Consider the following 22,955-nt stretch of genomic DNA (forward strand, 5'->3'; position numbering starts at 1 on the left):
GAGCCTGCGTCCATGATCGAGATTTCGCCCGGGCCATCCTCCCTTTCTCCCGGCGTTCATCCTTTTCCCCATCGACATCTGCTTGGCATAAACGGCCTTCAGCCGTGGGAAATCACTTATCTGCTGGATGAAGCCGAAGCCTGGGTCACGGTGAACCGGGGCACGGCGAAGCATGACGGGCGGCTGAGCGGCCTGACCCAGATCAACGCCTTTTTCGAGAACTCCACCCGCACGCTGCTGTCCTTCGAGATCGCGGGCAAAAGGCTGGGCGCGGACGTCGTCAACATGGCGGTCGCATCGTCCAGCGTGAAGAAGGGCGAGACGCTGCTGGACACGGCGCTGACGCTGAACGCAATGCGGCCCGACGTCATCGTCATACGGCATGACGCATCGGGCGCGGTCGCGCTGATCGCCGAGAAGGTCGACTGCCCGGTGCTGAACGCGGGCGATGGGCGGCACGAGCACCCCACACAGGCGCTGCTCGACGCGCTCACCATCCGCCGCCGCAAGGGCCGCATCGAAGGGCTGACCGTGGCGATCTGCGGCGACGTGCTGCACAGCCGGGTCGCGCGCTCCAACATTCTGGCGCTGACCGCGCTGGGCGCGAATGTGCGGGTGGTCGCCCCGCCCACGCTGATGCCGCCCGCGATCGAGGCCATGGGCGTGACGCCGTTTCTGGACATGGACCGGGGGATAGAAGGCGCGGACGTGGTGATGATGCTTCGCCTCCAGCGGGAGCGGATGACGGGCGCATATGTGCCTTCATCGCGCGAATATCTGGCCTTCTACGGCCTGACCCGCGAACGGCTGGAGCGGGCGGGCAAAAACGCGCTTGTCATGCACCCCGGTCCGATGAACAGGGGTGTCGAGATCGAAAGCCATGTCGCCGACGACATCCACCGCTCGGCAATCACCGAACAGGTGGAAATGGGGGTCGCGGTGCGCATGGCCTGCATGGACGTGCTGACACGCGCGCGGCGCGGCGTGGAAGGCTGGGCATGACCACGCCCGTCGCCATCATCAACGCGCGGATCATCGATCCGGTCAACGGCCGCGAAACCCGGGGCGGCGTGCTGTGCGCCAACCGCAAGATCGTGGCCATCGGGCAGGTGCAGGTCCCGTCCGGCGCGAAGCGGATCGACGCCAAAGGAACGATCGTCGCGCCCGGCTTTGTCGATGTCGGCGTGTTTTCGGCAGACCCGCATGCCTGCGCCGCCGGTGGAATCACGCGCGTGGCGCTGATGCCCGACCAGTCGCCCGTGCTGGACGACCCGGCGCTGGTCGCGCGGGCGACCGCAGCGCGCAAGCCCGATCTGTGGGTCCACCCCCTGGCCGCCGCGACGCGGGGACTGGAAGGCCTTGAGCTTGCCGAAATCGGGCTGATGAAGGCGGCCGGGGCCGTCGGCGTCGCCACCGGGCGGCGCTGGATCGCTTCGTCAGGGGTGATGAGCCGGCTGTTCGCCTATGCCAACGCCTTTGATCTGCCGATCATCGTCCATGCCGAAGACGGCGGGCTTGCCGACGGCGCAGCCGCGACCGCAGGCGAGACGGCGACCCGGCTTGGCATTCCCTCCGCCCCTTCCGTAGCAGAGGCGCTGGCGGTGGCGCGCGACCTGATGCTTGCCGAACAGGCGGGCGCGCATGTCCATTTCCGCCAGCTATCGACACGGGCATCGTTCGATCTGATCCGGCAGGCGCGGAAGCGGGGCGTAAGGGTAAGCTGCGGCGTTTCGCCTGCGCATCTGCTGCTGTCCGATATCGCGATCGGCGCTTTCCGCACCTATGCGCGGCTATCTCCCCCGCTTCGGAGCGAGGACGACCGGCTGGCGACGATCGAGGCGGTGCGGGACGGGACGGTCGATCTCATCTGTTCCGGCCACGACCCGCGTGGCACCGACGACAAGCGCCTGCCTTATGCCGATGCAGCACCGGGCATGGCGGGCGCGGAAACGCTCCTCGCGCTGTCGCTCACGCTGGTGCGAGACGAGGTCATCAGCCTGCCCCGGCTTGTGGCGATGCTCAGCTCAACTCCGGCCAGCCTGCTCGGCCTGCCTGCGGGCCAGCTGAAGGTGGGCGGTGACGCCGATCTGGTCGTGTTCGACCCCGACGCGCCATGGCGGGTCGATGACGACAAGATGCAGGGCCAGGCAGGAAACACCCCGTTCGACGGGCTGCCGGTTCAAGGCAAGGTGACCGCCACCATCAAGGGCGGCGAGATCGTAAGCCGCTAGGCTCAAAGCCCGGCGAGCTGCTGCCTTTTGCCACCGGCCATCTGCATCGGCCTGTCGCCACCCTCGCGCCGGACGAAGCAATCCGCCCCCTGCTGCCTGAGAGAGCTGCACAGCGACGCGGCGTCCGCATAACCATCGAACCCGCCCACCGACAGCCGGTGGAACACAGCGCCAGTGGCGGACACGGTATAGACGCTGTGCGACGGCGCATATTGGGCAAGCCGCTTGAAATTATCGGTCAGATGGACCCAGCCCGGCTCCATCCAGCGCGTGTGCTTGTAGGCCGCCAATTGCACGAACCATTCGCCACCGGGCTGGATCGGCTTTTCAAGCGGCGCAGGCTCGAAGGCCACGCGCTTGACGGTGGCGGAGGTGACCACGGCGGGCTTCGGCGCCGGCTCGGGCTGGGCCGGAGCGGCAGGAACGGGCGTTTCAGCACTGACGGCGGCGACCGCTTCAGGCGCTAGCGCGGTTTCCGGCACCGATGCGGTTTCAGGCACCGATGCGGTTTCCACCACGGACGCCGAAACAGCCGGAGCCGCAGGGGCGAGCGGAACGGCCGACGCAGGCACATCCACCGGGCTGATGGTCGCTGCCGGCTCAACCGGGGCGGTAATCGCCGCTTCGGTGCTCGCTGCGGCCGCTTGGGAAGCAGTGGCGACATCGGCCAGCATCGGCTCTGCCGAAGCCATTTCCACCGGCGCTGCGGCAGCGTTGGCAGGCTTTGAAAGCGCGAGCATTTGCGGCTGGCCGGGGTCTCCGGCAACCGGAGTCGCGCCAAGCAGCGAGGCGACCTGCATGTCGCGCGCTTCGGGCGAGGCGAGCCTTGCCCAGTTTTCCATCCGGCGATCCAGATCGGCGGGAGACACGTCCTGCGCGGCAACCGTGCGCGCCTTTGCCCATTGACCATCGAGCGCATAGGCGAGCGCGAGATTCTGCCGTGTCCGCGAAGTGCCGCGCATGCCGCGAGCGGCGGGTTCAAGCACCTCCACCGCACGGGCGGTGTCCCCGGCCAGCGCAAGCGCGAGACCATAATCGTCGGCGGGCGCGTTGCGAACCTCGGCAAGCGCGGCCCGTGCGCCCGCGCGATCCCCTTGCGCCACGCGGGCAACGGCCTGGCCAACGCGCGCCTTGTCGTTGTCCGGCATCAGATGGATCACGTCGGCGAACGCCTGATCGGCCGACAGGAACCGGCCCGCCCGCAGATAGGCCTGGGCCAGCTGTGTCCGATAGCCCGCATCCTCGGGCGCACCCGCGACGGCCCGCTGCGCCATGTCCACGGCCTGGGCATAATCACCTGCGGCCATGGCGCGAGCGGACTGCTCCGCCATCTTGTTCGCAAGCCTTGATGTGATGTCGACCGTCACCCCGGCGGACTTCGGCCGCTGCGCATAATTGGTCGATCCGCACCCGGCCAGAGCCGTGGCGACGATCAGCGAGGACGCCGACAGCTTCAGCAATGTCATGGCAGTCGCAGGGCTATTCATGGCGCCGTCCTTTTGAAGATCAGTTGCGGGTGACGCCGGCCCAGCCGGACGAGTCGAAATCCGGCAAGGTGTCGAGGAACTGGTCCAGCGCGTCGGTGACGATCTGCTGGGCGGAGCGGTGGCTCATCGCGCAGGCGACCCGGAGCTTCAGATGGCGCTGATTGTCCAGGCGCAGCGTGAACGCCGCCTTGCCCCTGGATCCGGGCGCGGCCCGGCCGACGGGGGTCTTGGCGCCATTGACCGGCGGAACAAGGGCGGGCTTGCGCACCATGCCGCTGCTGAGAGCGGGCGCGGGCGAAAAGGCTTCCGCAATGCTGTTCTGCGCCTTGCCGACCGGGTTTTCCTCAGGAGTCGCCTGAACCGGCTCGGCCGCTTCGGGCACTTCCGGTGCGGGATCGAAGCCCATGTCGTTCCAGCCGAGATCTTCCAGCGTGCTGCTGGTGGTGATCAGTTGCGGGCGCATTGCCGGGCGCGCCTGACCCTTGCGGGCGAGCAGGCTGGACGACAGGGACGCGAAGGATTTCGGTTCGCTCATATCCTTGCTCCCCCGCATCACTGACCGACCGCGCGGCGGCCGAAGCCGCCGGCCGCTGCACGAGGTGCGACGACCGAACCGGCGATTCCCGGTGCGTTGAACACGGTGCGGCGGAAGTTCTTTTCCAGCCGGTCGGACACATAGGTCCAGAGATCCTGAATTTCACGCGAGGATTTGCCCTTGGGATCGGCTTCCATAACCGTCCGGCCGTCGATCATCGAGGCCGCAAAATCGGTGCGGTGATGGAGGGTGACGGGGGCCACCGTGCCATGCTGCGACAGGGCGATCGCCGCCTCATAGGTGATCTTGGCGCGCGGCGTGGCGGCGTTGACGACGAACAGCAGCGGCTTGCCCGCCCGCTCGCACAGATCGACGGTCGCGCCGGCTGCGCGCAGATCGTGCGGGCTGGGGCGGGTCGGAATGACGATGAGTTCGGCGACGGAAATCACGCTCTGGATGGCCATGGTGATCGCGGGCGGCGTGTCGATGACGGCGAGCTTGAAGCCCTGCTGTCGCAGCGAATCGAGATCGGCCTGAAGCCGCGCGACCGTGGTTTGTGCAAAGGCGGGCATTTCTGCCTCGCGCTCGTTCCACCAGTCGGCAAGCGAGCCTTGGGGATCGATGTCGATCAGGACGACCGGACCAGCTCCCGCAAGCTGGGCCTGCACGGCCAGATGGCCGGACAAGGTGGTCTTGCCTGAACCGCCCTTTTGCGATGCCAGAGCCAGTACACGCATGGAAATTCCTCAATCAGCCGATATTCGCACAGGAAACTGCCACCAATCCGGCTAAGAAACGGTTAAGGGTTTTCGGCGGGCTTGGCGGTGAAAGCTTCGCGGCGCTAGAGAGGCTGGACCAGATCAGGAGATGGATATGCGTTCCGTTCGCTCATGGCTGGCCCTTGCGATCGCCGCCGGGCTGGCGACGCCCGCGCTTGCGGGTGTCGAGGATGGCGTGCGGAAATGGCGGGCGGGCGATTATGCCGGAGCAGTCGCCGAATGGAAGGAACCGGCCGCAAAAGGCAATCGTGACGCCCAGTTCAACCTTGGCCAGGCCTATAAGCTGGGACGCGGCGTTGCCGCCGACCCACAGAAGGCCATCGAATTCTACCGCAAGGCGGCCGACCAGGGGCATGAACCGGCCGAGGCGAATCTCGGATGGATATTGTTCCAGACCGGCAGGCGGGAAGAGGCGTTGCCGATGCTCCAGCGCGCCGCAGGGCGCGGCGACGCCCACAGCCAGTATCTGCTTGGAGTCGCGTATTTCAACGGCGACGTCGTGCCGAAGGACTGGTTTCGCGCCTATCGCCTGATGACGGCGGCCGCCGCATCCGGCCTCCCGCAGGCGCGCGACGCATTGAACGCGATGGACGCCCGGATTCCGCTCGCCGACCGCCAGAGAGCGCTCGCATCGGTGGACAAGCCACCCGCCCGCCGGGCAATTGACGAGTCCGCCGCCTCCAGCCGGGCCGCCACGGCCGCACCCCCGGCGGCCGCCGCGCAGCAGGCGGGCAAGGGTCTGCGGGTCCAGCTCGGCGCATTTTCCAGCCGGGCGGCAGCGACTTCCGCCTGGTCGACACTTACGGGCGGCTTTACCGAATTGCGAAGCCTTTCACCCTTTTATGTCACGGCCGGCGAAATGATTCGCCTGCAGGCCGGACCCGTGCCGGACCGCGCCGCCGCGACCCGCATCTGCGCCAGGCTTACGGCTGCGGGCAAAGGGTGCTTTCCGGTCCAGAACTGACTTCGGGCCGTTTACCTTTCGTCAGCGCATCGCCTCCTATTCTGCCGCCACGAAAATCTCACCGGTGGGGAAGGTCGCGAAAAATGGCCGCTAGAAGGCGCTTCAATACCGAATCGGGAATGGCGACACGCTGGCGACGGCGGCGCATGTGCGTTCTGGTGTGCGAACGGCCCTTCCCCGCAAGTCTGCGCGACGTGTCGGCCAATGGCGCGTTTCTGGAAACCAACGCCCGGCCGGACATAGGCGGCCGCGTCGAACTGCTGCATCCCGATGCCGGGCAGATCGCGGCGGCCGTGCGCGCGCATGGCCTCGACGGCATCGAACTGAGCTTTGACGGGTCCGCCCCCGCCGCCGCCTTTGCGCTGACAGCGATCGTGACCGACATGAGCCGCGCGGGACCGATGGACCTCTGATGCAACTGCTGCGCCGACTGACCGATGGCGACGGGCATCCGCTGACCCGTAGATTGCGCGCGCTGTGGGGCGGCGACCGGCCCAGGCTTCGCGCCGTCGACGGCGGTCATGCGGCGACACCCTGGGGCGAATCCCATGTCCCGGGCCATTATTGGGGCGAATGGACGGCCGAAAGCCTCAGAGCCGCGCAGATGGTCTGGGGTCATTCGCTGCTCGGCCCCTGTTCTCCCGACGAGCTGTCGCTTCTGGCGGCATGGGTGAAGCCCAGGCGCGGCACGCGAATTGCGCTTCTGGGCGCGGGGCTGGGCGGCTTCGGACTTGCCCTGTCGCGCATCTGCCACTGCCATGTCACGGGGTTCGAGCAGGCGGACGTGCTTCTCCGCCTGTGCCCCGACAGGCGCAACGGCCATTTACGCTCGCTCGATTCCATTACCGTCAAGACCGAGCACAGCTTTGACCATGTCGTGATCGACGGGCTTGGCCACCGCGCCGGGGATATCGCGCCGTTCCTGAAACCGGCGGCTGCGCTGGCCTCACCGCGCGGCTGGATGATCGTGCGCGGCTATTGCGTGACCGATGGGGCGATCCGCGACGGCGAGCGTCACCGCCGCTGGGTGGAAACGGAACCCGCCCGCCCCCGCGTGCCGACGCGCGCCGAACTGCTGCGCCAGGTGGAGCGGATCGGGTTCGAGATCATCGACGAGGCGGACACGGCCGATCAGCATAGTGCGGCGATTGACGCCTGCTGGGCGCCCGCCGTCGATCTCATCCGCCTCGTAAGCGCAAAGAAGCGCCAGCGCACGCTCATCCCCCATCTGATCGAAGAGGCCGACCGCTGGCGCGAACGGGTGGAGATGATCAAGGCGGGCGATCTGGCTGTGGTCGAACTGCTGACCAAGCGGGCGAGCAGCTAGGCTCAGTCCTCGCGCCACCATTCGGACGCCGAATAACCCTGCGCATAGAGCAGCGCCGAAAGATCATTATGCTCGATTCGGGCATGCGCGGCGGCCGCCGTCTTCGGCTTGGCGTGATAGGCGACGCCAAGCCCGGCAGCCTCGATCATCGGCACGTCGTTCGCGCCGTCGCCCACTGCAAGGGTCGCGTCGAGCGGAATCCGCGCCGCCTCGGCCTCGGCAAGCAAGGTCGCCTTCTTCACCGCCGAATCGACCACGGGCCGCGCGACCGTTCCGGTCAATCGGCCGCCTTCGATCCCGAGCGTGTTGGAGATGGCGCGATCAAAGCCGATGTCCCGCGCCACTTCATCGGCGAAGACGGTGAAGCCGCCAGACACCAGCACCGCGCGCGCGCCATTGGCCTTCATCGTGCGGACCAACGCCTTTGCTCCGGGCATGATCTTCACGCGCTCTTCCCGGCAGCGGTCGATCATCGCCGCTTCCAGCCCGCCAAGCAGCTTCACCCGCGCGTCGAGCGCGCCGACGAAATCCAGCTCCCCACGCATCGCCGCTTCCGTCACCTTTGCGACCTGTTCCTTGATCCCGGCATAATCGGCCAGTTCGTCGATGCATTCGATCGTGATCATCGTCGAATCCATGTCGGCGATGATGAGCCCGCGCCTGCGCGGGCCGGGCGTCTGAACCACCACGTCGACGCGGGGCAGCAGGTCTTCCAGCGCCGCCCTCGCCGCCTGCCGGTCCAGCCCCGAAATCGCGAGATCCGCAGCCTTGCCCATATCGAGCCAATCCGCCGCGCCGGCCGTGCCGCCAGCGGCCGCAACCGCATCGCGCGCGGCAGAAATATCGCCCGCTTTCAGTTCGCCGGCTGCTATCAGCGTCGCGATGAGCATTGAAACCCTTCCAGATGACCGTCCTTTGGTGGCGCTCATTGCAGGACCGACGGCAAGCGGCAAGTCGTCGCTTGCACTGTCGCTTGCCGAAAGCAGGGGCGGCATCATCATCAATGCCGATGCAAGCCAGGTCTACCGCGACCTGCGCCTGCTTTCCGCCCGCCCGTCGCACGAGGAAGAGCGCCGCGCCGAGCATCGGCTGTTCGGCTATCTCGACGGCGCCATCGCCTGCTCGGCCGCGACGTGGGCAGAGGACGCGAAGGCCGAAATCTGCAGGGCGCATGGCGCAGGCCGTTTGCCGATACTGGTCGGCGGGACGGGCCTCTACCTGCGCACACTGATAGAGGGCATTGCCCCGATCCCCGAAATCGACCCCGGCATCCGGCAGGCCGTGCGCGAAATGGCGACGCACGACGCCTATGACGCGCTCCTGCGGGAAGACCCTGCAATCGCGGCGCGGCTGAAACCGGCGGACCGCACCCGGATCGGCCGCGCGCTGGAGGTGATCCGGTCGACCGGTCGCTCGATCCTCACATGGCGGGAGGACCGCACGGGCGGCATCGGCGGCGAGATCAACCTTCGCGCGGTGGTGCTGATCCCCGACCGGGAATGGCTTTACGAAAGATGCGATCGCCGGTTCGACGAGATGATCGCCTGTGGCGCGGCGGCGGAGGTCGCCGCCCTTCTGGCGCGCGGGCTGCCCCCTACCCTGCCGGTGATGCGAGCGATCGGCGTGCCGGAACTGGCGGCGCATGTGCGCAACGAGATCGACCTCGAAACGGCCGCCGCCGCCGCCCGGCAGGCGACGCGCAACTATGCCAAGAGGCAGCTCACATGGTTTCGCAACCAGCCGCCGGAGAGCTGGTCCCGCGCAGCTTCAGCAGAGGAAGCGGCGGCCCTGATGTTAAGAAATAATTAAGTATAAGAGGGACTTAAACTGTCGATCTGATTTACAGCCAGATCAGCAGCATCGTCCGGAAAGCCCGGAAATCAGGCGTTGGCATGGCTCTTGCTGAACACGAGACAAATCCATTCTCGTTAAAGGTAGAGTTTCATGTTTCGCGGCATCTTTGTTTCAGCCATCGTCCTCGTCGCTTCGTCCCTGCCCGCCGCAGCCGCGCCGCAGGACGGACTGGACGCGATGAAGAAATGGAACCTCATCACGCTCGGCGACCTCACCTCCAAGTCCGAAGTGGAAGGCCGCGCCTTTGTGGGCGGCAACCTGTCCGGCAGCTCCAGCAACTATTTCATCAAGGGCAACAGCCTGCCGGCATCGTCCACACCCGGCCTGACCGTGGTCGGCAATGTGACGGGCGGGACGAAGAACCTCAACAACAGCTCGGGCGCGTTCGTCGGCGGCGACATGACGAGCGGCTTCAATCTGAACGGCTCCGCTCAGATCGTGAAGATCGGCGGCAAGGCCAAGAACATCAACGGCAGTTCCGGCAGCGCCATCACTATCGGGGGAAGCACCAGCGGCTATATCAACGCGAACGGCGCGACCGTGCTGACGGGCCAGAATCTGAACCCGTCCTTCCAGGACTCGCTGGTGCTGGAACGCGACACGATGATCACCGACCTGAAGGGACTGTCGGCGCATCTGGCCGGGCTGTCCGCTACCGACACCCTGAGCATCGCATCCAACCGGGCGACCTTCTCGCCGCTTGCGAGCGGGTCGTCGCTGGCGGTGTTCAACCTGTCTTCCGGCCAGTTCAACCAGTTCGGCGAGATCCAGTTCAATCTCAATGGATTTGACACCGTGATCGTCAATGTGAGCGGGTCAAGCGCGCTGCTGAACGACAATTTCCTGGGCGGAACGAACAATCTTGGCCAGCATGTGATCTGGAACTTTCACGAAGCCACCAGCCTGAACTTCAAAACGGCGTTCGGCGGATCGGTGCTGGCTCCGCTGGCGCACGGCACCATCCACAACTACATTCAGGGCTCGGCGGTGTTCGGCTCGCTCACCCAGAACGGCGAGGTTCATCTGGGCGGCTATGCGGGTGAATATCAGGTGCCCGGCGTTCCCGAACCTGCCACCTGGCTCCAGCTCATCGCCGGCTTCGGCCTGGTGGGCGTAAGCCTGCGGCACCGGAACCGGACGCTCGCCACCGCCTGACCGCGGATCACGTCTGCAAATCTTACGCCGCCCCCGCAAATCTTACGCCGCCCCTGACAAGGGGGCGGCGTTTTCGCTATATAGCCCTCAAGGCCCGGCGACGGCTTGTAATAAAGTTACGCACAACAAGGTTGACGCGGAATATTTTAATAGGTAGCGACGCCGCCTTTCCGCGCTGCGGCGAAAAAGGAGTTTGTGATGACGACCGGTGAAATGGGCGGAGCGGAGATATTGGTCCGGACGCTGCAGGACCTGGGCGTCGAGGTGATCTTCGGCTATCCGGGCGGCGCGGTGCTGCCGATCTATGACGCGCTGTTCAAGCAGGAGCGCATCCGACACATTCTGGTCCGCCATGAGCAGGCCGCCGTGCATGCGGCGGAGGGTTACGCGCGATCCACCGGCAAGCCGGGCGTCGTGCTCGTCACCTCCGGCCCCGGCGCGACGAACGCCATCACCGGCATCACCGACGCGCTTATGGATTCGATCCCCATCGTCGTCCTCACCGGCCAGGTGGCCACGCATCTGATCGGCTCCGACGCCTTTCAGGAGGCGGACACCGTCGGCCTGACGCGGCACTGCACAAAGCACAATTATCTGGTGAAGGACCCCGCGAGGATCGGCCCGACCGTGGCCGAGGCCTTTCACATCGCCACGTCCGGGCGCCCCGGCCCCGTCGTCATCGACCTGCCGAAAGACGTTCAGGTCGCAACGGCCCCCTACAGCCGACCCGGCAAGATCGAGCACAAGACCTACAGGCCGCAGGTCAAGGCCGACCCGGCCGTGATCGAGCAGGCTGTCAACATGCTGGCGGAAGCGAAGCGGCCGATCCTCTATACCGGCGGCGGGATCATCAATTCCGGACCCGGCGCTTCGCATCTCCTGCGTGAACTTGCGCGGCTGACCGGGGCGCCTGTCACATCGACGCTGATGGGGCTTGGCGCATTCCCTTCGTCCGACCAGCAATGGCTTGGCATGCTGGGAATGCACGGCACCTATGAGGCGAACTGGGCGATGAACCAGGCGGACCTGATCGTCTGCCTGGGCGCGCGGTTCGACGATCGCGTGACCGGCAGGCTGGACGCCTTTGCGCCGAACTCGCGCAAGATCCACATCGACATAGACCGCTCGTCCGTCAACAAGACGGTTCGCGTCGATCTGGCAGTCATCGGCGACGCCGGGCGCGTCATGGAAGACATGATAAAGCTCTGGAAGGCACGGCAGGAAAAAGCGCAGAACCTTGACGATTGGTGGCGGCAGATCGACGAATGGCGCGCCGTCAAATCGCTTGCGTTCGAACAGCAGGGCGAGGAAATCCTGCCGCAGCAGGCCGTCAGGCGGCTGTGGGAGGCGACCCACATGCAAAAGCCGATCATCACGACCGAGGTCGGCCAGCATCAGATGTGGGCGGCGCAGCATTTCGGCTTTGAAGGCCCCAACAAATGGCTGACCTCCGGCGGTCTCGGCACCATGGGCTATGGCCTGCCGGCCGCGATCGGCGCGCAGATCGGCAACCCCAATGCGCTTGTCATCGACATTGCGGGCGAGGCGTCGATCCTGATGAACATCCAGGAAATGTCGACGGCCGTGCAATACCGGCTGCCGGTGAAGGTCTTCATCCTCAACAACGAATATATGGGCATGGTGCGCCAGTGGCAGGAGCTGACCTATGCCAGCCGCTATGCCGAAAGCTATTCGGAAGCGCTGCCCGATTTCGTGAAGCTGGCCGAGGCCTATGGATGGACCGGAATCCGGATCGAGGGGCCGCAGGAACTGGACGCGGGCATCCGGCAGATGCTGGACACCCCCGGCCCGGTGATGGTGGATTGCCGGGTGATGAAGGTCGCCAATTGCTTTCCCATGATCCCGTCGGGCGCGTCGCATACCGATATGATCCTGCAGGGCACGCAGGTCGCGGGCGAACTGGACGACGAAGCCAAGGCGCTGGTTTAGGGACGAACATGCATATCAAGAAACAAGCCGCCGAACGGCACACACTGTCGATCCTCGTCGACAATGAAGCGGGCATACTGGCGCGAATCGCGGGGATGTTCACCTCGCGCGGCTATAATATCGAGAGCCTGACCGTGGCCGATGTGACGGAAAACCACGCCGTCAGCCGCATCACCATAGTCACCAAGGCAACGCCGGAGGTGATCGAGCAGATCATCCACCAGCTCGACCGGCTGATCCCGGTGCATTCGGTCAATGACCTGAGCGCAAAGGGGCCGCATGTCGAGCGCGAGATGGCGCTGGTGAAGGTGGCCGGCACCGGCGATCATCGCATCGAGGCGCTGCGCCTGGCCGAAGTCTATCGCGCCCGCGTGGTCGATGCGACGATATCCAGCTTCATCTTTGAAGTGACCGGAACCACCGACAAGATCGACACCTTTGTCGGACTGATGCGGGAAGTGGGACTGCTGGAGGTCGCGCGCACCGGTGTGGCCGCCATATCGCGGGGCAAGGAACTGACCTAGGGCCCGGACCCTAAGCGGCGGCTTGTCCATGACCAAGTGAATCGTTAGAGCGACCGCCAACACCGAGCTGAGGCCGCCTTCGAGCCATCAAGAAAAGGGAAGAAGAAATGCGCGTTTATTATGATCGCGACGCCGATGTCGCTCTGATCAAGGGCAAGAAGATTGCCATCGTCGGCTATGGCAGCCAGGGCCATGCCCATGCCCAGAACCTGAAGGATTCGGGCGTCGGCGAAGTTGCGGTCGCGCTGCGCGCCGGTTCCGCGACGGGCAAGAAGGCGGAAGCCGCGGGCTTCAAGGTGATGACCAACGCCGAGGCCGCCAAATGGGCCGATGTCATCATGGTGTTGGCCCCTGACGAGCATCAGGCCGCGATCTATAATGACGACCTGAAGGACAATCTGAAGCCCGGCGCGGCGCTTGCGTTCGCCCATGGCCTCAACGTGCATTTCGGCCTGATCGAACCGCGCGCCGACATCGACGTGTTCATGATCGCGCCCAAGGGCCCCGGCCACACCGTCCGTTCGGAATATCAGCGCGGCGGCGGCGTGCCCTGCCTGATCGCAATCGCTCAGGACAGCTCGGGCAACGCGCATGACGTTGCGCTGTCCTATGCGTCCGCTATCGGCGGCGGCCGCGCCGGCGTCATCGAAACCACCTTCAAGGAAGAGTGCGAAACCGATCTGTTCGGCGAGCAGGCGGTGCTTTGCGGCGGTCTCAGCCACCTCATCACGGCGGGCTTCGAAACCCTGGTCGAAGCCGGTTATGCGCCGGAAATGGCCTATTTCGAATGCCTCCACGAAGTGAAGCTGATCGTGGACCTGATGTATGAGGGCGGCATCGCCAACATGCGCTACTCGATCTCGAACACCGCCGAATATGGCGACATCCACACCGGCCCGCGCATCATCACCGATGAAACTAAAAAGGAAATGAAGCGCGTCCTCGCCGACATCCAGCAGGGCCGCTTCGTCAGCCGTTTCGTGCTCGACAACCGCGCCGGTCAGCCCGAACTGAAGGCCGCCCGCAAGCTGGCCGCCGAGCATCCGATCGAAAAGGTCGGTGCCGAACTGCGGGCGATGATGCCGTGGATCGCCAAGAACAAGCTGGTCGACAAATCGAAGAACTGAGGTCGTCCCGGACGCCCTTTGGAACCAGGCACCATTCGTCATTCCCGCGCGCGCGGGGCTCCATGAACACAGCCCTTTCGGGATAAACCGTGTTCATGGATCCCGGCCTTCGCCGGGATGACGGTGGGTGGCGATTGCGAAATAATACGGCTTGATCCCCCTCCCCGCCCGCGCCCAAAAGAAGGCGAAACGATGGAGGGTCACATGACAGACGAGGCGACGCCGCAGCAGATCGAAACCCTTGCGGTCCATGCAGGAGCCGCGCCCGATCCGACCACCGGCGCGCGCGCCACGCCGATCTACCAGACGACGTCCTACGTCTTCCAGAGCCCTGAACACGCCGCTTCGCTGTTCAACCTTGAAGAGTTCGGCAACGTCTATACCCGGCTGATGAACCCGACGACGGGCGTTCTCGAAGAGCGCCTTGCCGCGCTGGAAGGCGGCGCGGCGGCGCTTGCAGTCGCCAGCGGCCACGCCGCCCAGGTCATCGTCTTTCACACGCTTATGGAGCCGGACTGCAATATCGTGGCCGCGAACAAGCTCTATGGCGGCTCGATCAACCAGCTTGGCCAGAGCTTTCGCAAGATGGGCTGGGAAAGCCGCTTCGTCGACGCCGACGATCCCGCCGCCTTCGCCGCCGCCATTGACGAGAACACCCGCGCGATCTTCATCGAATCGCTCGCCAATCCGGGCGGGGTCGTCACCGACATAGCCGCGATCGCCGAAGTGGCGCACAAGGCGGGCGTGCCGCTGATCGTCGACAACACCATGGCGACACCATATCTCTGCCGGCCGATCGAACATGGCGCGGACATCGTCGTTCATTCACTGACGAAGTTCCTTGGCGGACACGGCAATTCGATCGGCGGCGCGATCATCGATTCCGGCCGGTTCGACTGGGCGAAGAGCGACAAATATCCGACCATGAGCCAGCCGAACGCCAGCTATCACGGCAAGGTCTTCACCGAAGCCTTCGGCTCCATCGCCTTCATCATCGCCTGCCGCACGCTAGGCCTGCGCGATCTTGGCCCGGCGCTGTCGCCGTTCAACGCTTTCATGATCCTGACCGGCATCGAGACGCTGCCGCTGCGGATGCAGCGCCATTGCGAAAATGCGCTCGCCGTCGCGCGTTGGCTGAAGGCCCAACCGCAAGTATCATGGGTGTCCTATGCCGGGCTGGAAGACGACCGCTATCACGCGCTCCAGCAGCGTTACATGCCGAAGGGCGGCGGCGCGGTCTTCACCTTCGGCCTGAAAGGCGGACGTGACGCCGGGATCAAGCTGGTCGGCGCGGTGAAGCTGTTCTCGCACCTCGCCAATATCGGCGACACGCGCAGCCTCATCATCCATCCGGCATCGACGACGCACAGCCAGCTGGATGACGAAGCCCTTGTTGGCGCGGGCGCAGGGCCGGATGTGGTGCGCCTGTCGATCGGGATCGAACACCCCGACGACATCATCGCCGATCTTGCGCAGGCGTTCGCCCTGCTTTGATCCCGGCTTTTTGACCTGAAGGGTTACTCCGCCGCTTTCTGCTCGAACGCGGCGGTGATCTTCAGCGTCACCTCGTCGCCGACCATCGGCACGAACTTTCCGACGCCGAACTCGCTGCGCTGAATCTGCGTCCGTCCCACAAAGCCGACGGTCGCCGCCTTGGTCATGGGATTTGCGCCCTGGCCGGTAAATTCGGCCTTTATCGTCACCGGACGGGTCACGCCATGAACGGTGAGATTGCCGGCGATGTCCGCCTCCGTCGCGCTGGTCGGCTTGACCGAGGTGGAGACGAACCTGATCTCGGGATATTTAGCCGCGTCGAAGAAGTCGGGCGATTTCAGATGATCGGTGAACTTGTCGACATTGGTCCGCAGATTGGCCAGGGGAATGGTGATTTCCACCTTGCTGTTGGCCAGCTTGGCCGGATCGAGCGTGAGCGAACCCGATGGTTCGCCAAAGAAGATGTAGGTGGGGTTGAAACCCAGATGCATATACTTGGCGACCACCTGCGTATGAGCGGGGTCGACCTGATAGACGCCAGCCTTGATTCCCTGTGTGCTCGTTGTGCCGGGCGCTGTCTGCGCCGACGCCATCGGAGCCGATACGGCCAAGCCCAGCGCGACAACCGATCCTAGAAATGCCCTCATCTCCGCTCTCCTTCCGAAAAAGACCACGCAGCTTAACCGCGCAAGGGCGCAAGTACAGCAGCAACCTCTGCCACCCGCCTGCCTTGAAAGCGCGCCGCCGCCAGATCGGCATCGGTGGGCGGGGTCGCATTCTGCCCCGAAATGCTCGTCGCGCCATAGGGCGTACCGGCGGCGTACATCACCGGATCCGCATAGCCGGGCGGCACGATCACCAGACCCAGATGCGCCAGAGGCGGATAGAGCCCGAGGATCGTCGCCTCATTGCCGCCATGAGCGGTGGAGGTGGATGAAAAGGCGCTGCCCGCCTTGCCGTTGAGCGCGCCCTTCGCCCACAGCCCGCCCAGCCCGTCGATCCATGCCTTCAACTCGGACGTTACCGAGCCGAAGCGCGTGGGCGTGCCGAGGATGATGCCATCGGCCCATTCGGCATCGGCCGTGGTGGGCGCTTCATAGGCCGCATTCATCCGCCGGGCATTTTCCAGCCAGCCCGGCGCGGCCTTCATCACCTCCTCGCTCACCAGTTCGCGCGCCCGGCGCAGCCTGACCTCCGCCCCGGCCGCCTGCGCGCCTTCCGCCACGGCTTTGGCGAGCGCCTCGGTGGAGCCGTTGCGTGAATAGAATGCGATCAAAATCTTGCTCATGGGACACTCCGTGAAGCTTCCGCCGCCGCGCTGACCGCGCTGTGACGCTGCCTTTGAAGACATAGCTGCGGCGATCTGTTCCAGGGAACCGGCAAAATCTTGAAGGAAAACTTCGAAAAACCTGTCGGGTCGACGGCCTTGTCCTTCCACAGGGTCTGGACAATTCGGGCGCGGTTGGTTAAGCCCCGGACATGCACTGCGCCTGCACCTTTGCGCTTCTACGACTTACACGCCCTTAGGCGTGCCGTTTTCGCTTGGCCTGAATAAAGGCTTCGAGCATCAGCGCCTAAGGGCTAAACTCCACCCGAAAGTTTCAATCCGGACCCTATAACGGGCAACGGAGTGCGCAAGATGACCGATACAGTATTGATCTTTGACACCACGCTGCGCGACGGCGAGCAATCGCCCGGCTGTTCCATGAACCTGGAAGAAAAGCTGAAGGTCGCCGACCAGCTCGAAAACCTGGGCGTGGACATTATCGAGGCAGGCTTTGCTATCGCCTCCGAAGGCGATTTCGAGGCGGTGAGCGAAGTGGCGCGCCAGTGCAAGAAGGCGACCGTCGCCAGCCTCGCCCGTGCGGCGAGCGCCGACATCGAACGCGCGGCTGCCGCCGTCAAACATGCGGTGCGCCCGCGAATCCACACCTTCATCGCCACGTCCCCGCTCCATATGCGGGTGAAGCTGAACAAGACGCCCGAGGAGGTGCTGGAGGCGATCAACGCATCGGTGTCGCTGGCGCGCAATCTGGTGCCCGATGTCGAATGGTCGGCCGAGGACGCCACCCGATCCGATCCCGACTTTCTGGCGCGGGCGATCGAAGTGGCGATCAAGGCCGGCGCGCGGACCATCAACCTGCCGGACACGGTGGGCTATGCGACGCCCGAAACCTATGGCCGCATGTTCCGCGAAATGCGCGAGCGGGTGCCGAACAGCGATCTCGTCGTGTTTTCAACCCATTGCCATAACGACCTGGGCCTCGCCGTCGCCAATACGCTGGCGGCGGTGACGGCGGGCGCGCGGCAGGTGGAATCGACGATCAACGGCATCGGCGAACGCGCGGGCAATGCCGCCGTCGAGGAAATCGCAATGGCGCTGAAGGTGCGCCACGATGTGATGCCCTATCGCACCAATGTCGTGTCGACCGAGATCACCCGCGCCAGCCGCATGATCTCCGGCATCACCGGATTTCAGGTGCAGCCGAACAAGGCGATCGTGGGCGCGAACGCCTTTGCCCATGAAAGCGGCATCCATCAGGACGGCATGATCAAGGACGCATCGACCTATGAGATCATGACACCCGAGAGCGTCGGGCTCACCGCGTCGAACCTGGTGATGGGCAAGCATTCCGGCCGCGCCGCATTCCGCCAGAAGCTGGAGGAACTGGGCTACAAGCTGGGCGACAACGAGTTTCAGGATGCGTTCCACCGCTTCAAGGCGCTCGCCGATGCAAAGAAGCACGTCTATGACGAGGACATTATCGCCCTTGTCGACGACGAGGTGCTGCGCGGCCACGACGGCATCCAGGTGAAGGAAGTGGAGATCTATTGCGGGTCCAATGGCCCGCAACGGGCGATACTGACGCTGGACGTGGACGGCGAGGAAAAGACCGTCACGTCGCGCGGCAACGGTCCGGTGGACGCGCTGTTCAACGCCATAAGGGTGATCGTGCCGCACGACACGTCGGTGCTGGAACGCTATGAGGTTCACGCCGTCACCGGCGGCACCGACGCGCAGGCCGAGGTATCGGTGCTGCTTTCGGAAGACGGGCGGACGGTGCGGGGCCGTGGCGCGCATGTCGACACCATGGTCGCATCGGCCCGCGCCTATGTGAACGCGCTCAACAAGCTGATGGTGAAGCGCGGCAAATCCGCGCCGGACGCGCGCATCGCGGGCTGAGGCAACCCTGTCCTGAAATGAGGCAGAGCCGCCGGGACACGCTTCCGGCGACTCCTTTTGTCCAATCGTGGCCACGCCCTGCCGCTGCGGGGCGGAACGGGTCGGCTGACCAAGGGCTTCTTTCCGTAGCGTAACGGAGGAAGTCATGCCCGGCTGGATGAAAGCGGCGCTTGCGATGATCGGCGCTTTTCTGATCCGGGACGCGGCCAATGCGGCCGCCTATACGCAGCCGAGGGCGGGGGCAGTTTCGGCCGCGCGCCACCTCCCGATATTGCCGAAGCGGCAACCGGCCGATCTCATGGCTTCGCGCTGGATGCTGCCCGACACCCCCAGCCTGTACCGCGACCGCCCGGAGACGATCTTCAAATGGACTGGCCGCAAGGTGAAGATGAAGATGCGCCTGCCGGTCTGGTAGGACACACACACACACACACCCCTCCCCACATTAACGCCGCCGTAACGGTCGCTTCAGCATCCAGTCAGATGACATGGTGCTGGATCGGGGATAGAGAAAACCCACGAAAAGGGAGATTGAAGATGAAGGCACGGTTGCTTGGAGCCATGATCGCCGCATCGATCGCAGCGCCCGCGCTTGCCGATCCGCCCCCCTGGGCGCCCGCCCATGGCAAGCGCGCCAAGGACGCGCGGGAAGCCTGGTATGCCGATCGCTACTACCGCGACGGGCGGTCCTACAAGGCGCGCCGCCTGAGCCATGACGACCGCATCTATCGCGGGCGCGACGGACGCTATTACTGCAAGCGCGACGACGGAACCACGGGCCTTATCATCGGCGCGGTCGGCGGCGGCGTGCTTGGCAACATCATAGCACCGGGCGATTCAAAGACGCTTGGCACCATCATCGGCGGCGGGCTGGGCGCTGTGATCGGCCGCGCGATCGACCGTGACGGAGTGCAGTGCCGCTAGCACACACGCCACTGGCCCGGCGGGCGGGTTGCCTGCCGGGTGGCGGAATGGGAACTGATGACCGGCGCGGAGTTGCCGCGTTTTGTGCCCGGACCCGACGATTGGGATTTGGAGAGTGATCGCACGTCGGGATTTGACGCCAGCGGCAGCCCGGCCCGCCACTCGATGACGGACAAACGGACCTGTCGGCTTGCTGACTATGTGCCTTGCGAACGTTCGGCTTGTTTCCGGGACGTCCGCGCCGGTCATCTCCTCCATTGCTGGAAGAACGTCCGTCCCGCGCATGTCGACCTGCCGAGACCCGAATCACCTAACCGATACGGTTCGATGTAGGACAGCGGAATTTTTCGGCCCGCCGGTCACTTTCGCCCGAACAGTTTCTCGATATCGCCATGGCCGAGCTTCACCCAGGTGGGGCGGCCATGGTTGCACTGGCCGCTGTGCGGCGTGACCTCCATCTCCCGAAGCAGCGCGTTCATCTCGGCGACCGACAGCGGCCGCCCGGCACGGACCGAGCCGTGACAGGCCATGGTGGCGGCCACCTGATCCAGCCTTTCCTTCAACGACAGGGCTTCATCGAATGCGGCGAGTTCATCGGCAAGATCGGTGACGAGCCCCTTTGCGTCCCCCTGCCCGAGCAGGGCGGGCGTCGCGCGGACGAGCATGGCGGCGGGGCCGAAACGCTCCAACTCCAGCCCGAAGGAGGCAAGCTCCGCCGCCCGCGCTTCCAGCCGGTCGCAGGCCGCCTCGTCCAGTTCCACCACTTCGGGAAGCAGCAGCGCCTGCGACGACACGCCGCCATCGGCCATGGCGCGGCGCATCCGCTCCAGCACCAGCCGTTCATGGGCGGCGTGCTGGTCGACGATGACGAGCCCGTCCTCCGCCTCGGCGACGATATAGGTGTTGCGCACCTGCCCGCGCGCGACGCCAAGGGGATAGCTTGCAGTCTGCGGCACGGGCGCATGAGCCGGTTCGGCGCGGGCCATGGGCGGCGGCGCGAAGCTCTGCGGCCGGTCCCAGACCGATGGCTGGGCGGGCGGCGAAGCAAAGGCAAAGCCGCGCGACGGCAATGACGGGGGCGATGACCCGGGCGCGAAGGGTTCGCTCACCCAGCTTCCAAGCGCCGCCGCCGATGGCCGCTGGACCGAGCGATGCCCCGCCCCGTCCAGCGCCGCGCGCAGCCCGCCGACGATCATGCCCCGAACAAGCCCGGGATCGCGGAACCGCACCTCGGTTTTGGCCGGGTGGACGTTGACGTCGACGAAATCGGCGGGAACATCCAGAAACAGCGCGGCGACGGGATGCCGGTCGCGCGCGAGCATATCCTGATAGGCGGCGCGGAGTGCGCCGACGAGCAGCCTGTCCTTCACCGGACGCCCGTTGACGAACAGGAACTGATGATCGGCGACGCCGCGATTGTAGGTCGGCAGCCCGGCGACGCCCGCAAGCGTGAGATCGCCGCGTGCGAAATCGATGGCGATGCTGTTGTCGGCAAGCTCCCCCCCGAGCAGGGCGGCGACCCTGACGGCGCGCTCCTGCCCCGGCTGGACGGCGATCTGCCGCCTGCCCTCGTGCACAAGGGTGAAGCCCGTGTCCGGCCGGGACATGGCGAGACGGCGCACGACATCGACGCACGCGCCAAGCTCCGCCCGTTCGGAGCGAAGGAACTTGCGCCGGGCGGGCACCTGCGCGAACAGATTCTCGACAGTGACGCGCGTGCCGGGCGGCGCGGCCGCGGGTTCGTCTGCCACCATGCGGCCGTTGTCGACCCTGATCCGCCAGCCCTCCCCATCCGCCGGGCGGCTTTCGATGGTGAGCGCGGCCACGCTGGCGATGGAGGGAAGCGCCTCCCCCCGGAAACCCAGGGTGGCGATCGATTCCAAATCGTCCCCGACCAGCTTGGACGTGGCATGGCGTTCCACCGCAAGGCGCATTTCGCCCGCCGTCATGCCGCAGCCGTCGTCGGCGATCTCGATCCGGCCGGTGCCGCCGCCGGCGAGCGAAACGTGGATCGCCCGCGCGCCCGCATCGATCGCGTTTTCGACAAGTTCCTTCAATGCGCTGGCCGGACGCTCCACCACCTCGCCCGCGGCGATGCGGTTTATCAGGTGCTCCGGCAGACGACGAATGGTCATGACACTGCACTAGCCGATCAAGTGGCCGCATCGCCAATGGAAAACCATTGGACGCAGCGAGCGCAAGCCGCCATTGTGCGTGCCGGTCGGGGTCCAACGGAAAGAGGCGAATCAGCACCGGGCGCGCGGACGCAAGTCCACATGCCCGTTCCGGCGGGCCACGGGGCGTCTAATCGGGGTAAGGCTCTATATGATCTTCAGTCGTCTGTTCAGTTTCATGTCCCATGATATGGCGATCGATCTCGGCACTGCGAACACGCTGGTCTATGTGCGGGGACGGGGCATCGTTCTGAACGAGCCGTCGGTCGTCGCCATCGAGACGATCAACGGTGTGAAGCGCGTGAAGGCGGTCGGCGACGACGCCAAGCTGATGATGGGCAAGACGCCCGACAGCGTGGAAGCAATTCGCCCGCTGCGCGACGGCGTGATCGCCGACATCGACGTGGCCGAGCAGATGATCAAGCACTTCATCCAGAAGGTGCATGGGCCGCGCCGCTTCCCGCGCTGGCCGGAAATCGTGATCTGCGTACCGTCGGGCTCCACCTCGGTCGAGCGCCGCGCGATCCGCGACGCGGCGTCGAACGCGGGCGCGAGCCAGGTGTATCTGATCGATGAGCCGATGGCGGCGGCGATCGGCGCCGGGATGCCTGTCACCGAGCCGATCGGATCGATGGTGGTCGACATCGGCGGCGGCACCACCGAAGTGGCCGTGCTTTCGCTGCGCGGCATCGCCTATACGACTTCGGTGCGCGTCGGCGGCGACAAGATGGACGAGTCGCTCACCAATTATGTGCGCCGCAACTTCAACCTGCTGATCGGCGAAGCCACGGCCGAACGGATCAAGAAGGAAGTCGGCGTGGCCCGCCCGCCCGCCGATGGCGTCGGCCGCACGATCGAGATCAAGGGCCGCGACCTGGTGAACGGCGTGCCCAAGGAAATCTCGGTCAACCAGGGCCAGATCGCCGAAGCGCTGGCGGAACCCGTCGCCACCATCGTGTCGGGCGTGCGGCTTGCGCTGGAGAACACCGCGCCCGAACTCGCCGCCGACATCTGCGACCAGGGCATCGTGCTGACCGGCGGCGGTGCGCTGCTGAGCGGCCTTGACGAGGTGCTGCGCGAAGCGACCGGCCTGCCGGTGACGGTGGCCGAAGACCCGCTGACCTGCGTGGCGCTCGGCACCGGGCGAGCGCTTGAGGATCCGGTGTTTCGCGGCGTCCTGTTGTCCGTCTGAAGCTGAGACCGCCCTGTCATGGCCGACAAGGGATGGCGTAGATCGGGATTTTCG

General features: G+C 65.4%; 22 protein-coding genes. 15 read left to right on the forward strand and 7 right to left on the reverse strand.

Annotated features, from left to right (window positions below; genetic code table 11):
- Positions 1-12 precede the first annotated feature (12 nt).
- Both BSL82_RS03990 and BSL82_RS03995 read left to right on the forward strand, forming a co-directional pair.
- Positions 13-1,002, forward strand: coding sequence for an aspartate carbamoyltransferase catalytic subunit (locus BSL82_RS03990; protein ID WP_072596143.1), 990 nt, complete (start codon positions 13-15; stop codon positions 1,000-1,002).
- A complete protein-coding gene (locus tag BSL82_RS03995; protein ID WP_072596144.1) occupies positions 999-2,231 on the forward strand; it encodes a dihydroorotase in 1,233 nt (410 codons plus the stop codon). The genes BSL82_RS03990 and BSL82_RS03995 overlap by 4 nt, the downstream gene beginning before the upstream one ends.
- Before the next feature lie 2 nt (positions 2,232-2,233).
- On the opposite strand, the gene BSL82_RS04000 is transcribed toward BSL82_RS03995, so the two are convergent.
- Genes BSL82_RS04000 through BSL82_RS04010 form a run of 3 tightly spaced genes read right to left on the reverse strand, consistent with a single transcriptional unit; the run spans position 2,234 to position 4,990 of the window.
- Positions 2,234-3,718, reverse strand: coding sequence for a tetratricopeptide repeat protein (locus BSL82_RS04000; protein WP_083579025.1), 1,485 nt, complete (start codon positions 3,716-3,718; stop codon positions 2,234-2,236).
- Between the two features lie 19 nt (positions 3,719-3,737).
- Positions 3,738-4,253, reverse strand: coding sequence for a hypothetical protein (locus BSL82_RS04005; protein ID WP_072596146.1), 516 nt, complete (start codon positions 4,251-4,253; stop codon positions 3,738-3,740).
- Positions 4,254-4,270: 17 nt separating this feature from the next.
- Positions 4,271-4,990: an AAA family ATPase gene (locus BSL82_RS04010; RefSeq protein WP_072596147.1), complete on the reverse strand. Its 720-nt coding sequence runs from the start codon at positions 4,988-4,990 to the stop codon at positions 4,271-4,273.
- Between the two features lie 136 nt (positions 4,991-5,126).
- Between BSL82_RS04010 and BSL82_RS04015 the strand changes: the two genes are divergently transcribed.
- From BSL82_RS04015 to BSL82_RS04025, 3 genes are all read left to right on the forward strand, one after another.
- Positions 5,127-5,996 carry an SPOR domain-containing protein gene (locus tag BSL82_RS04015; protein WP_083579026.1) on the forward strand — a complete coding sequence of 290 codons (870 nt, stop codon included), beginning with the start codon at positions 5,127-5,129 and terminating at the stop codon, positions 5,994-5,996.
- A gap of 83 nt (positions 5,997-6,079) precedes the next feature.
- The gene (locus tag BSL82_RS04020) at positions 6,080-6,409 is read left to right on the forward strand and encodes a hypothetical protein (RefSeq protein WP_083579027.1); all 330 of its coding nucleotides are present in this window, start codon (positions 6,080-6,082) and stop codon (positions 6,407-6,409) included.
- Positions 6,409-7,323: a hypothetical protein gene (locus BSL82_RS04025; protein ID WP_072596149.1), complete on the forward strand. Its 915-nt coding sequence runs from the start codon at positions 6,409-6,411 to the stop codon at positions 7,321-7,323. Before BSL82_RS04020 ends, BSL82_RS04025 begins: the two co-directional genes overlap by 1 nt.
- 2 nt (positions 7,324-7,325) lie before the next feature.
- On the opposite strand, the gene serB is transcribed toward BSL82_RS04025, so the two are convergent.
- On the reverse strand, positions 7,326-8,213 hold the full coding sequence (gene serB, locus BSL82_RS04030; protein ID WP_072598582.1) for a phosphoserine phosphatase SerB: 888 nt from the start codon (positions 8,211-8,213) through the stop codon (positions 7,326-7,328).
- Between serB and miaA the strand changes: the two genes are divergently transcribed.
- The 6 genes from miaA to BSL82_RS04060 all read left to right on the forward strand — a co-directional run bounded on the left by miaA (position 8,206) and on the right by BSL82_RS04060 (position 15,427).
- Positions 8,206-9,132, forward strand: coding sequence for a tRNA (adenosine(37)-N6)-dimethylallyltransferase MiaA (gene miaA / locus BSL82_RS04035; protein WP_072596150.1), 927 nt, complete (start codon positions 8,206-8,208; stop codon positions 9,130-9,132). The two genes, serB and miaA, sit on opposite strands and share 8 nt — an antisense overlap.
- Positions 9,133-9,267: 135 nt before the next feature.
- Positions 9,268-10,332 carry a collagen-binding domain-containing protein gene (locus BSL82_RS04040; protein ID WP_072596151.1) on the forward strand — a complete coding sequence of 355 codons (1,065 nt, stop codon included), beginning with the start codon at positions 9,268-9,270 and terminating at the stop codon, positions 10,330-10,332.
- A 198-nt stretch (positions 10,333-10,530) separates the two neighbouring features.
- A complete protein-coding gene (locus tag BSL82_RS04045; RefSeq protein WP_072596152.1) occupies positions 10,531-12,282 on the forward strand; it encodes an acetolactate synthase 3 large subunit in 1,752 nt (583 codons plus the stop codon).
- A gap of 8 nt (positions 12,283-12,290) precedes the next feature.
- Complete coding sequence (ilvN, locus tag BSL82_RS04050) at positions 12,291-12,806, forward strand: acetolactate synthase small subunit (protein ID WP_072596153.1); 516 nt, start codon at positions 12,291-12,293, stop codon at positions 12,804-12,806.
- Between the two features lie 107 nt (positions 12,807-12,913).
- Positions 12,914-13,933 carry a ketol-acid reductoisomerase gene (ilvC, locus tag BSL82_RS04055; RefSeq protein ID WP_072596154.1) on the forward strand — a complete coding sequence of 340 codons (1,020 nt, stop codon included), beginning with the start codon at positions 12,914-12,916 and terminating at the stop codon, positions 13,931-13,933.
- Between the two features lie 204 nt (positions 13,934-14,137).
- Positions 14,138-15,427 carry an O-acetylhomoserine aminocarboxypropyltransferase gene (locus tag BSL82_RS04060; RefSeq protein WP_072598583.1) on the forward strand — a complete coding sequence of 430 codons (1,290 nt, stop codon included), beginning with the start codon at positions 14,138-14,140 and terminating at the stop codon, positions 15,425-15,427.
- 23 nt (positions 15,428-15,450) lie between these two features.
- Here the strand turns inward: BSL82_RS04060 and BSL82_RS04065 are convergent, their stop codons facing one another.
- Positions 15,451-16,074 (reverse strand): YceI family protein, encoded by a 624-nt coding sequence (locus BSL82_RS04065; RefSeq protein ID WP_072596155.1) that lies wholly within the window; start codon positions 16,072-16,074, stop codon positions 15,451-15,453.
- A gap of 32 nt (positions 16,075-16,106) precedes the next feature.
- On the reverse strand, positions 16,107-16,715 hold the full coding sequence (gene wrbA / locus BSL82_RS04070) for an NAD(P)H:quinone oxidoreductase (RefSeq protein WP_072596156.1): 609 nt from the start codon (positions 16,713-16,715) through the stop codon (positions 16,107-16,109).
- 351 nt (positions 16,716-17,066) lie between these two features.
- Between wrbA and BSL82_RS04075 the strand changes: the two genes are divergently transcribed.
- The 3 genes from BSL82_RS04075 to BSL82_RS04085 all read left to right on the forward strand — a co-directional run bounded on the left by BSL82_RS04075 (position 17,067) and on the right by BSL82_RS04085 (position 19,535).
- Positions 17,067-18,611, forward strand: coding sequence for a 2-isopropylmalate synthase (locus tag BSL82_RS04075; protein ID WP_072598584.1), 1,545 nt, complete (start codon positions 17,067-17,069; stop codon positions 18,609-18,611).
- A gap of 145 nt (positions 18,612-18,756) precedes the next feature.
- On the forward strand, positions 18,757-19,026 hold the full coding sequence (locus BSL82_RS04080) for a hypothetical protein (RefSeq protein WP_072596157.1): 270 nt from the start codon (positions 18,757-18,759) through the stop codon (positions 19,024-19,026).
- Positions 19,027-19,148: 122 nt separating this feature from the next.
- The gene (locus tag BSL82_RS04085; RefSeq protein WP_072596158.1) at positions 19,149-19,535 is read left to right on the forward strand and encodes a glycine zipper 2TM domain-containing protein; all 387 of its coding nucleotides are present in this window, start codon (positions 19,149-19,151) and stop codon (positions 19,533-19,535) included.
- Positions 19,536-19,894: 359 nt separating this feature from the next.
- On the opposite strand, the gene mutL is transcribed toward BSL82_RS04085, so the two are convergent.
- Positions 19,895-21,670, reverse strand: a complete 1,776-nt coding sequence (mutL, locus tag BSL82_RS04090) for a DNA mismatch repair endonuclease MutL (RefSeq protein ID WP_072596159.1) — start codon at positions 21,668-21,670, stop codon at positions 19,895-19,897.
- Positions 21,671-21,860: 190 nt separating this feature from the next.
- Here mutL and BSL82_RS04095 point away from each other — a divergent pair, with 190 nt between their 5' ends.
- Positions 21,861-22,901, forward strand: coding sequence for a rod shape-determining protein (locus BSL82_RS04095; RefSeq protein WP_072596160.1), 1,041 nt, complete (start codon positions 21,861-21,863; stop codon positions 22,899-22,901).
- Positions 22,902-22,955 lie beyond the last annotated feature (54 nt).

The organism is Tardibacter chloracetimidivorans (assembly GCF_001890385.1).
GTDB classification, from domain to species: Bacteria; Pseudomonadota; Alphaproteobacteria; order Sphingomonadales; family Sphingomonadaceae; genus Tardibacter; species Tardibacter chloracetimidivorans.

Excerpts from the sequence above, each read along its gene's own strand:
- BSL82_RS04000 (WP_083579025.1), bottom strand. The coding sequence starts at position 3,718 with ATGAATAGCCCTGCGACTGCCATGACATTGCTGAAGCTGTCGGCGTCC.
- BSL82_RS04045 (WP_072596152.1), top strand. The coding sequence starts at position 10,531 with ATGACGACCGGTGAAATGGGCGGAGCGGAGATATTGGTCCGGACGCTG.
- BSL82_RS04095 (WP_072596160.1), top strand. The coding sequence starts at position 21,861 with ATGATCTTCAGTCGTCTGTTCAGTTTCATGTCCCATGATATGGCGATC.
- BSL82_RS04065 (WP_072596155.1), bottom strand. The coding sequence starts at position 16,074 with ATGAGGGCATTTCTAGGATCGGTTGTCGCGCTGGGCTTGGCCGTATCG.
- BSL82_RS04085 (WP_072596158.1), top strand. The coding sequence starts at position 19,149 with ATGAAGGCACGGTTGCTTGGAGCCATGATCGCCGCATCGATCGCAGCG.
- BSL82_RS04005 (WP_072596146.1), bottom strand. The coding sequence starts at position 4,253 with ATGAGCGAACCGAAATCCTTCGCGTCCCTGTCGTCCAGCCTGCTCGCC.
- BSL82_RS04020 (WP_083579027.1), top strand. The coding sequence starts at position 6,080 with ATGGCCGCTAGAAGGCGCTTCAATACCGAATCGGGAATGGCGACACGC.
- miaA (WP_072596150.1), top strand. The coding sequence starts at position 8,206 with ATGAGCATTGAAACCCTTCCAGATGACCGTCCTTTGGTGGCGCTCATT.
- BSL82_RS04025 (WP_072596149.1), top strand. The coding sequence starts at position 6,409 with ATGCAACTGCTGCGCCGACTGACCGATGGCGACGGGCATCCGCTGACC.
- BSL82_RS04080 (WP_072596157.1), top strand. The coding sequence starts at position 18,757 with ATGCCCGGCTGGATGAAAGCGGCGCTTGCGATGATCGGCGCTTTTCTG.
- BSL82_RS03995 (WP_072596144.1), top strand. The coding sequence starts at position 999 with ATGACCACGCCCGTCGCCATCATCAACGCGCGGATCATCGATCCGGTC.
- BSL82_RS04060 (WP_072598583.1), top strand. The coding sequence starts at position 14,138 with ATGACAGACGAGGCGACGCCGCAGCAGATCGAAACCCTTGCGGTCCAT.
- ilvC (WP_072596154.1), top strand. The coding sequence starts at position 12,914 with ATGCGCGTTTATTATGATCGCGACGCCGATGTCGCTCTGATCAAGGGC.
- BSL82_RS04015 (WP_083579026.1), top strand. The coding sequence starts at position 5,127 with ATGCGTTCCGTTCGCTCATGGCTGGCCCTTGCGATCGCCGCCGGGCTG.
- serB (WP_072598582.1), bottom strand. The coding sequence starts at position 8,213 with ATGCTCATCGCGACGCTGATAGCAGCCGGCGAACTGAAAGCGGGCGAT.
- BSL82_RS04010 (WP_072596147.1), bottom strand. The coding sequence starts at position 4,990 with ATGCGTGTACTGGCTCTGGCATCGCAAAAGGGCGGTTCAGGCAAGACC.
- ilvN (WP_072596153.1), top strand. The coding sequence starts at position 12,291 with ATGCATATCAAGAAACAAGCCGCCGAACGGCACACACTGTCGATCCTC.
- BSL82_RS03990 (WP_072596143.1), top strand. The coding sequence starts at position 13 with ATGATCGAGATTTCGCCCGGGCCATCCTCCCTTTCTCCCGGCGTTCAT.
- wrbA (WP_072596156.1), bottom strand. The coding sequence starts at position 16,715 with ATGAGCAAGATTTTGATCGCATTCTATTCACGCAACGGCTCCACCGAG.
- BSL82_RS04040 (WP_072596151.1), top strand. The coding sequence starts at position 9,268 with ATGTTTCGCGGCATCTTTGTTTCAGCCATCGTCCTCGTCGCTTCGTCC.
- BSL82_RS04075 (WP_072598584.1), top strand. The coding sequence starts at position 17,067 with ATGACCGATACAGTATTGATCTTTGACACCACGCTGCGCGACGGCGAG.
- mutL (WP_072596159.1), bottom strand. The coding sequence starts at position 21,670 with ATGACCATTCGTCGTCTGCCGGAGCACCTGATAAACCGCATCGCCGCG.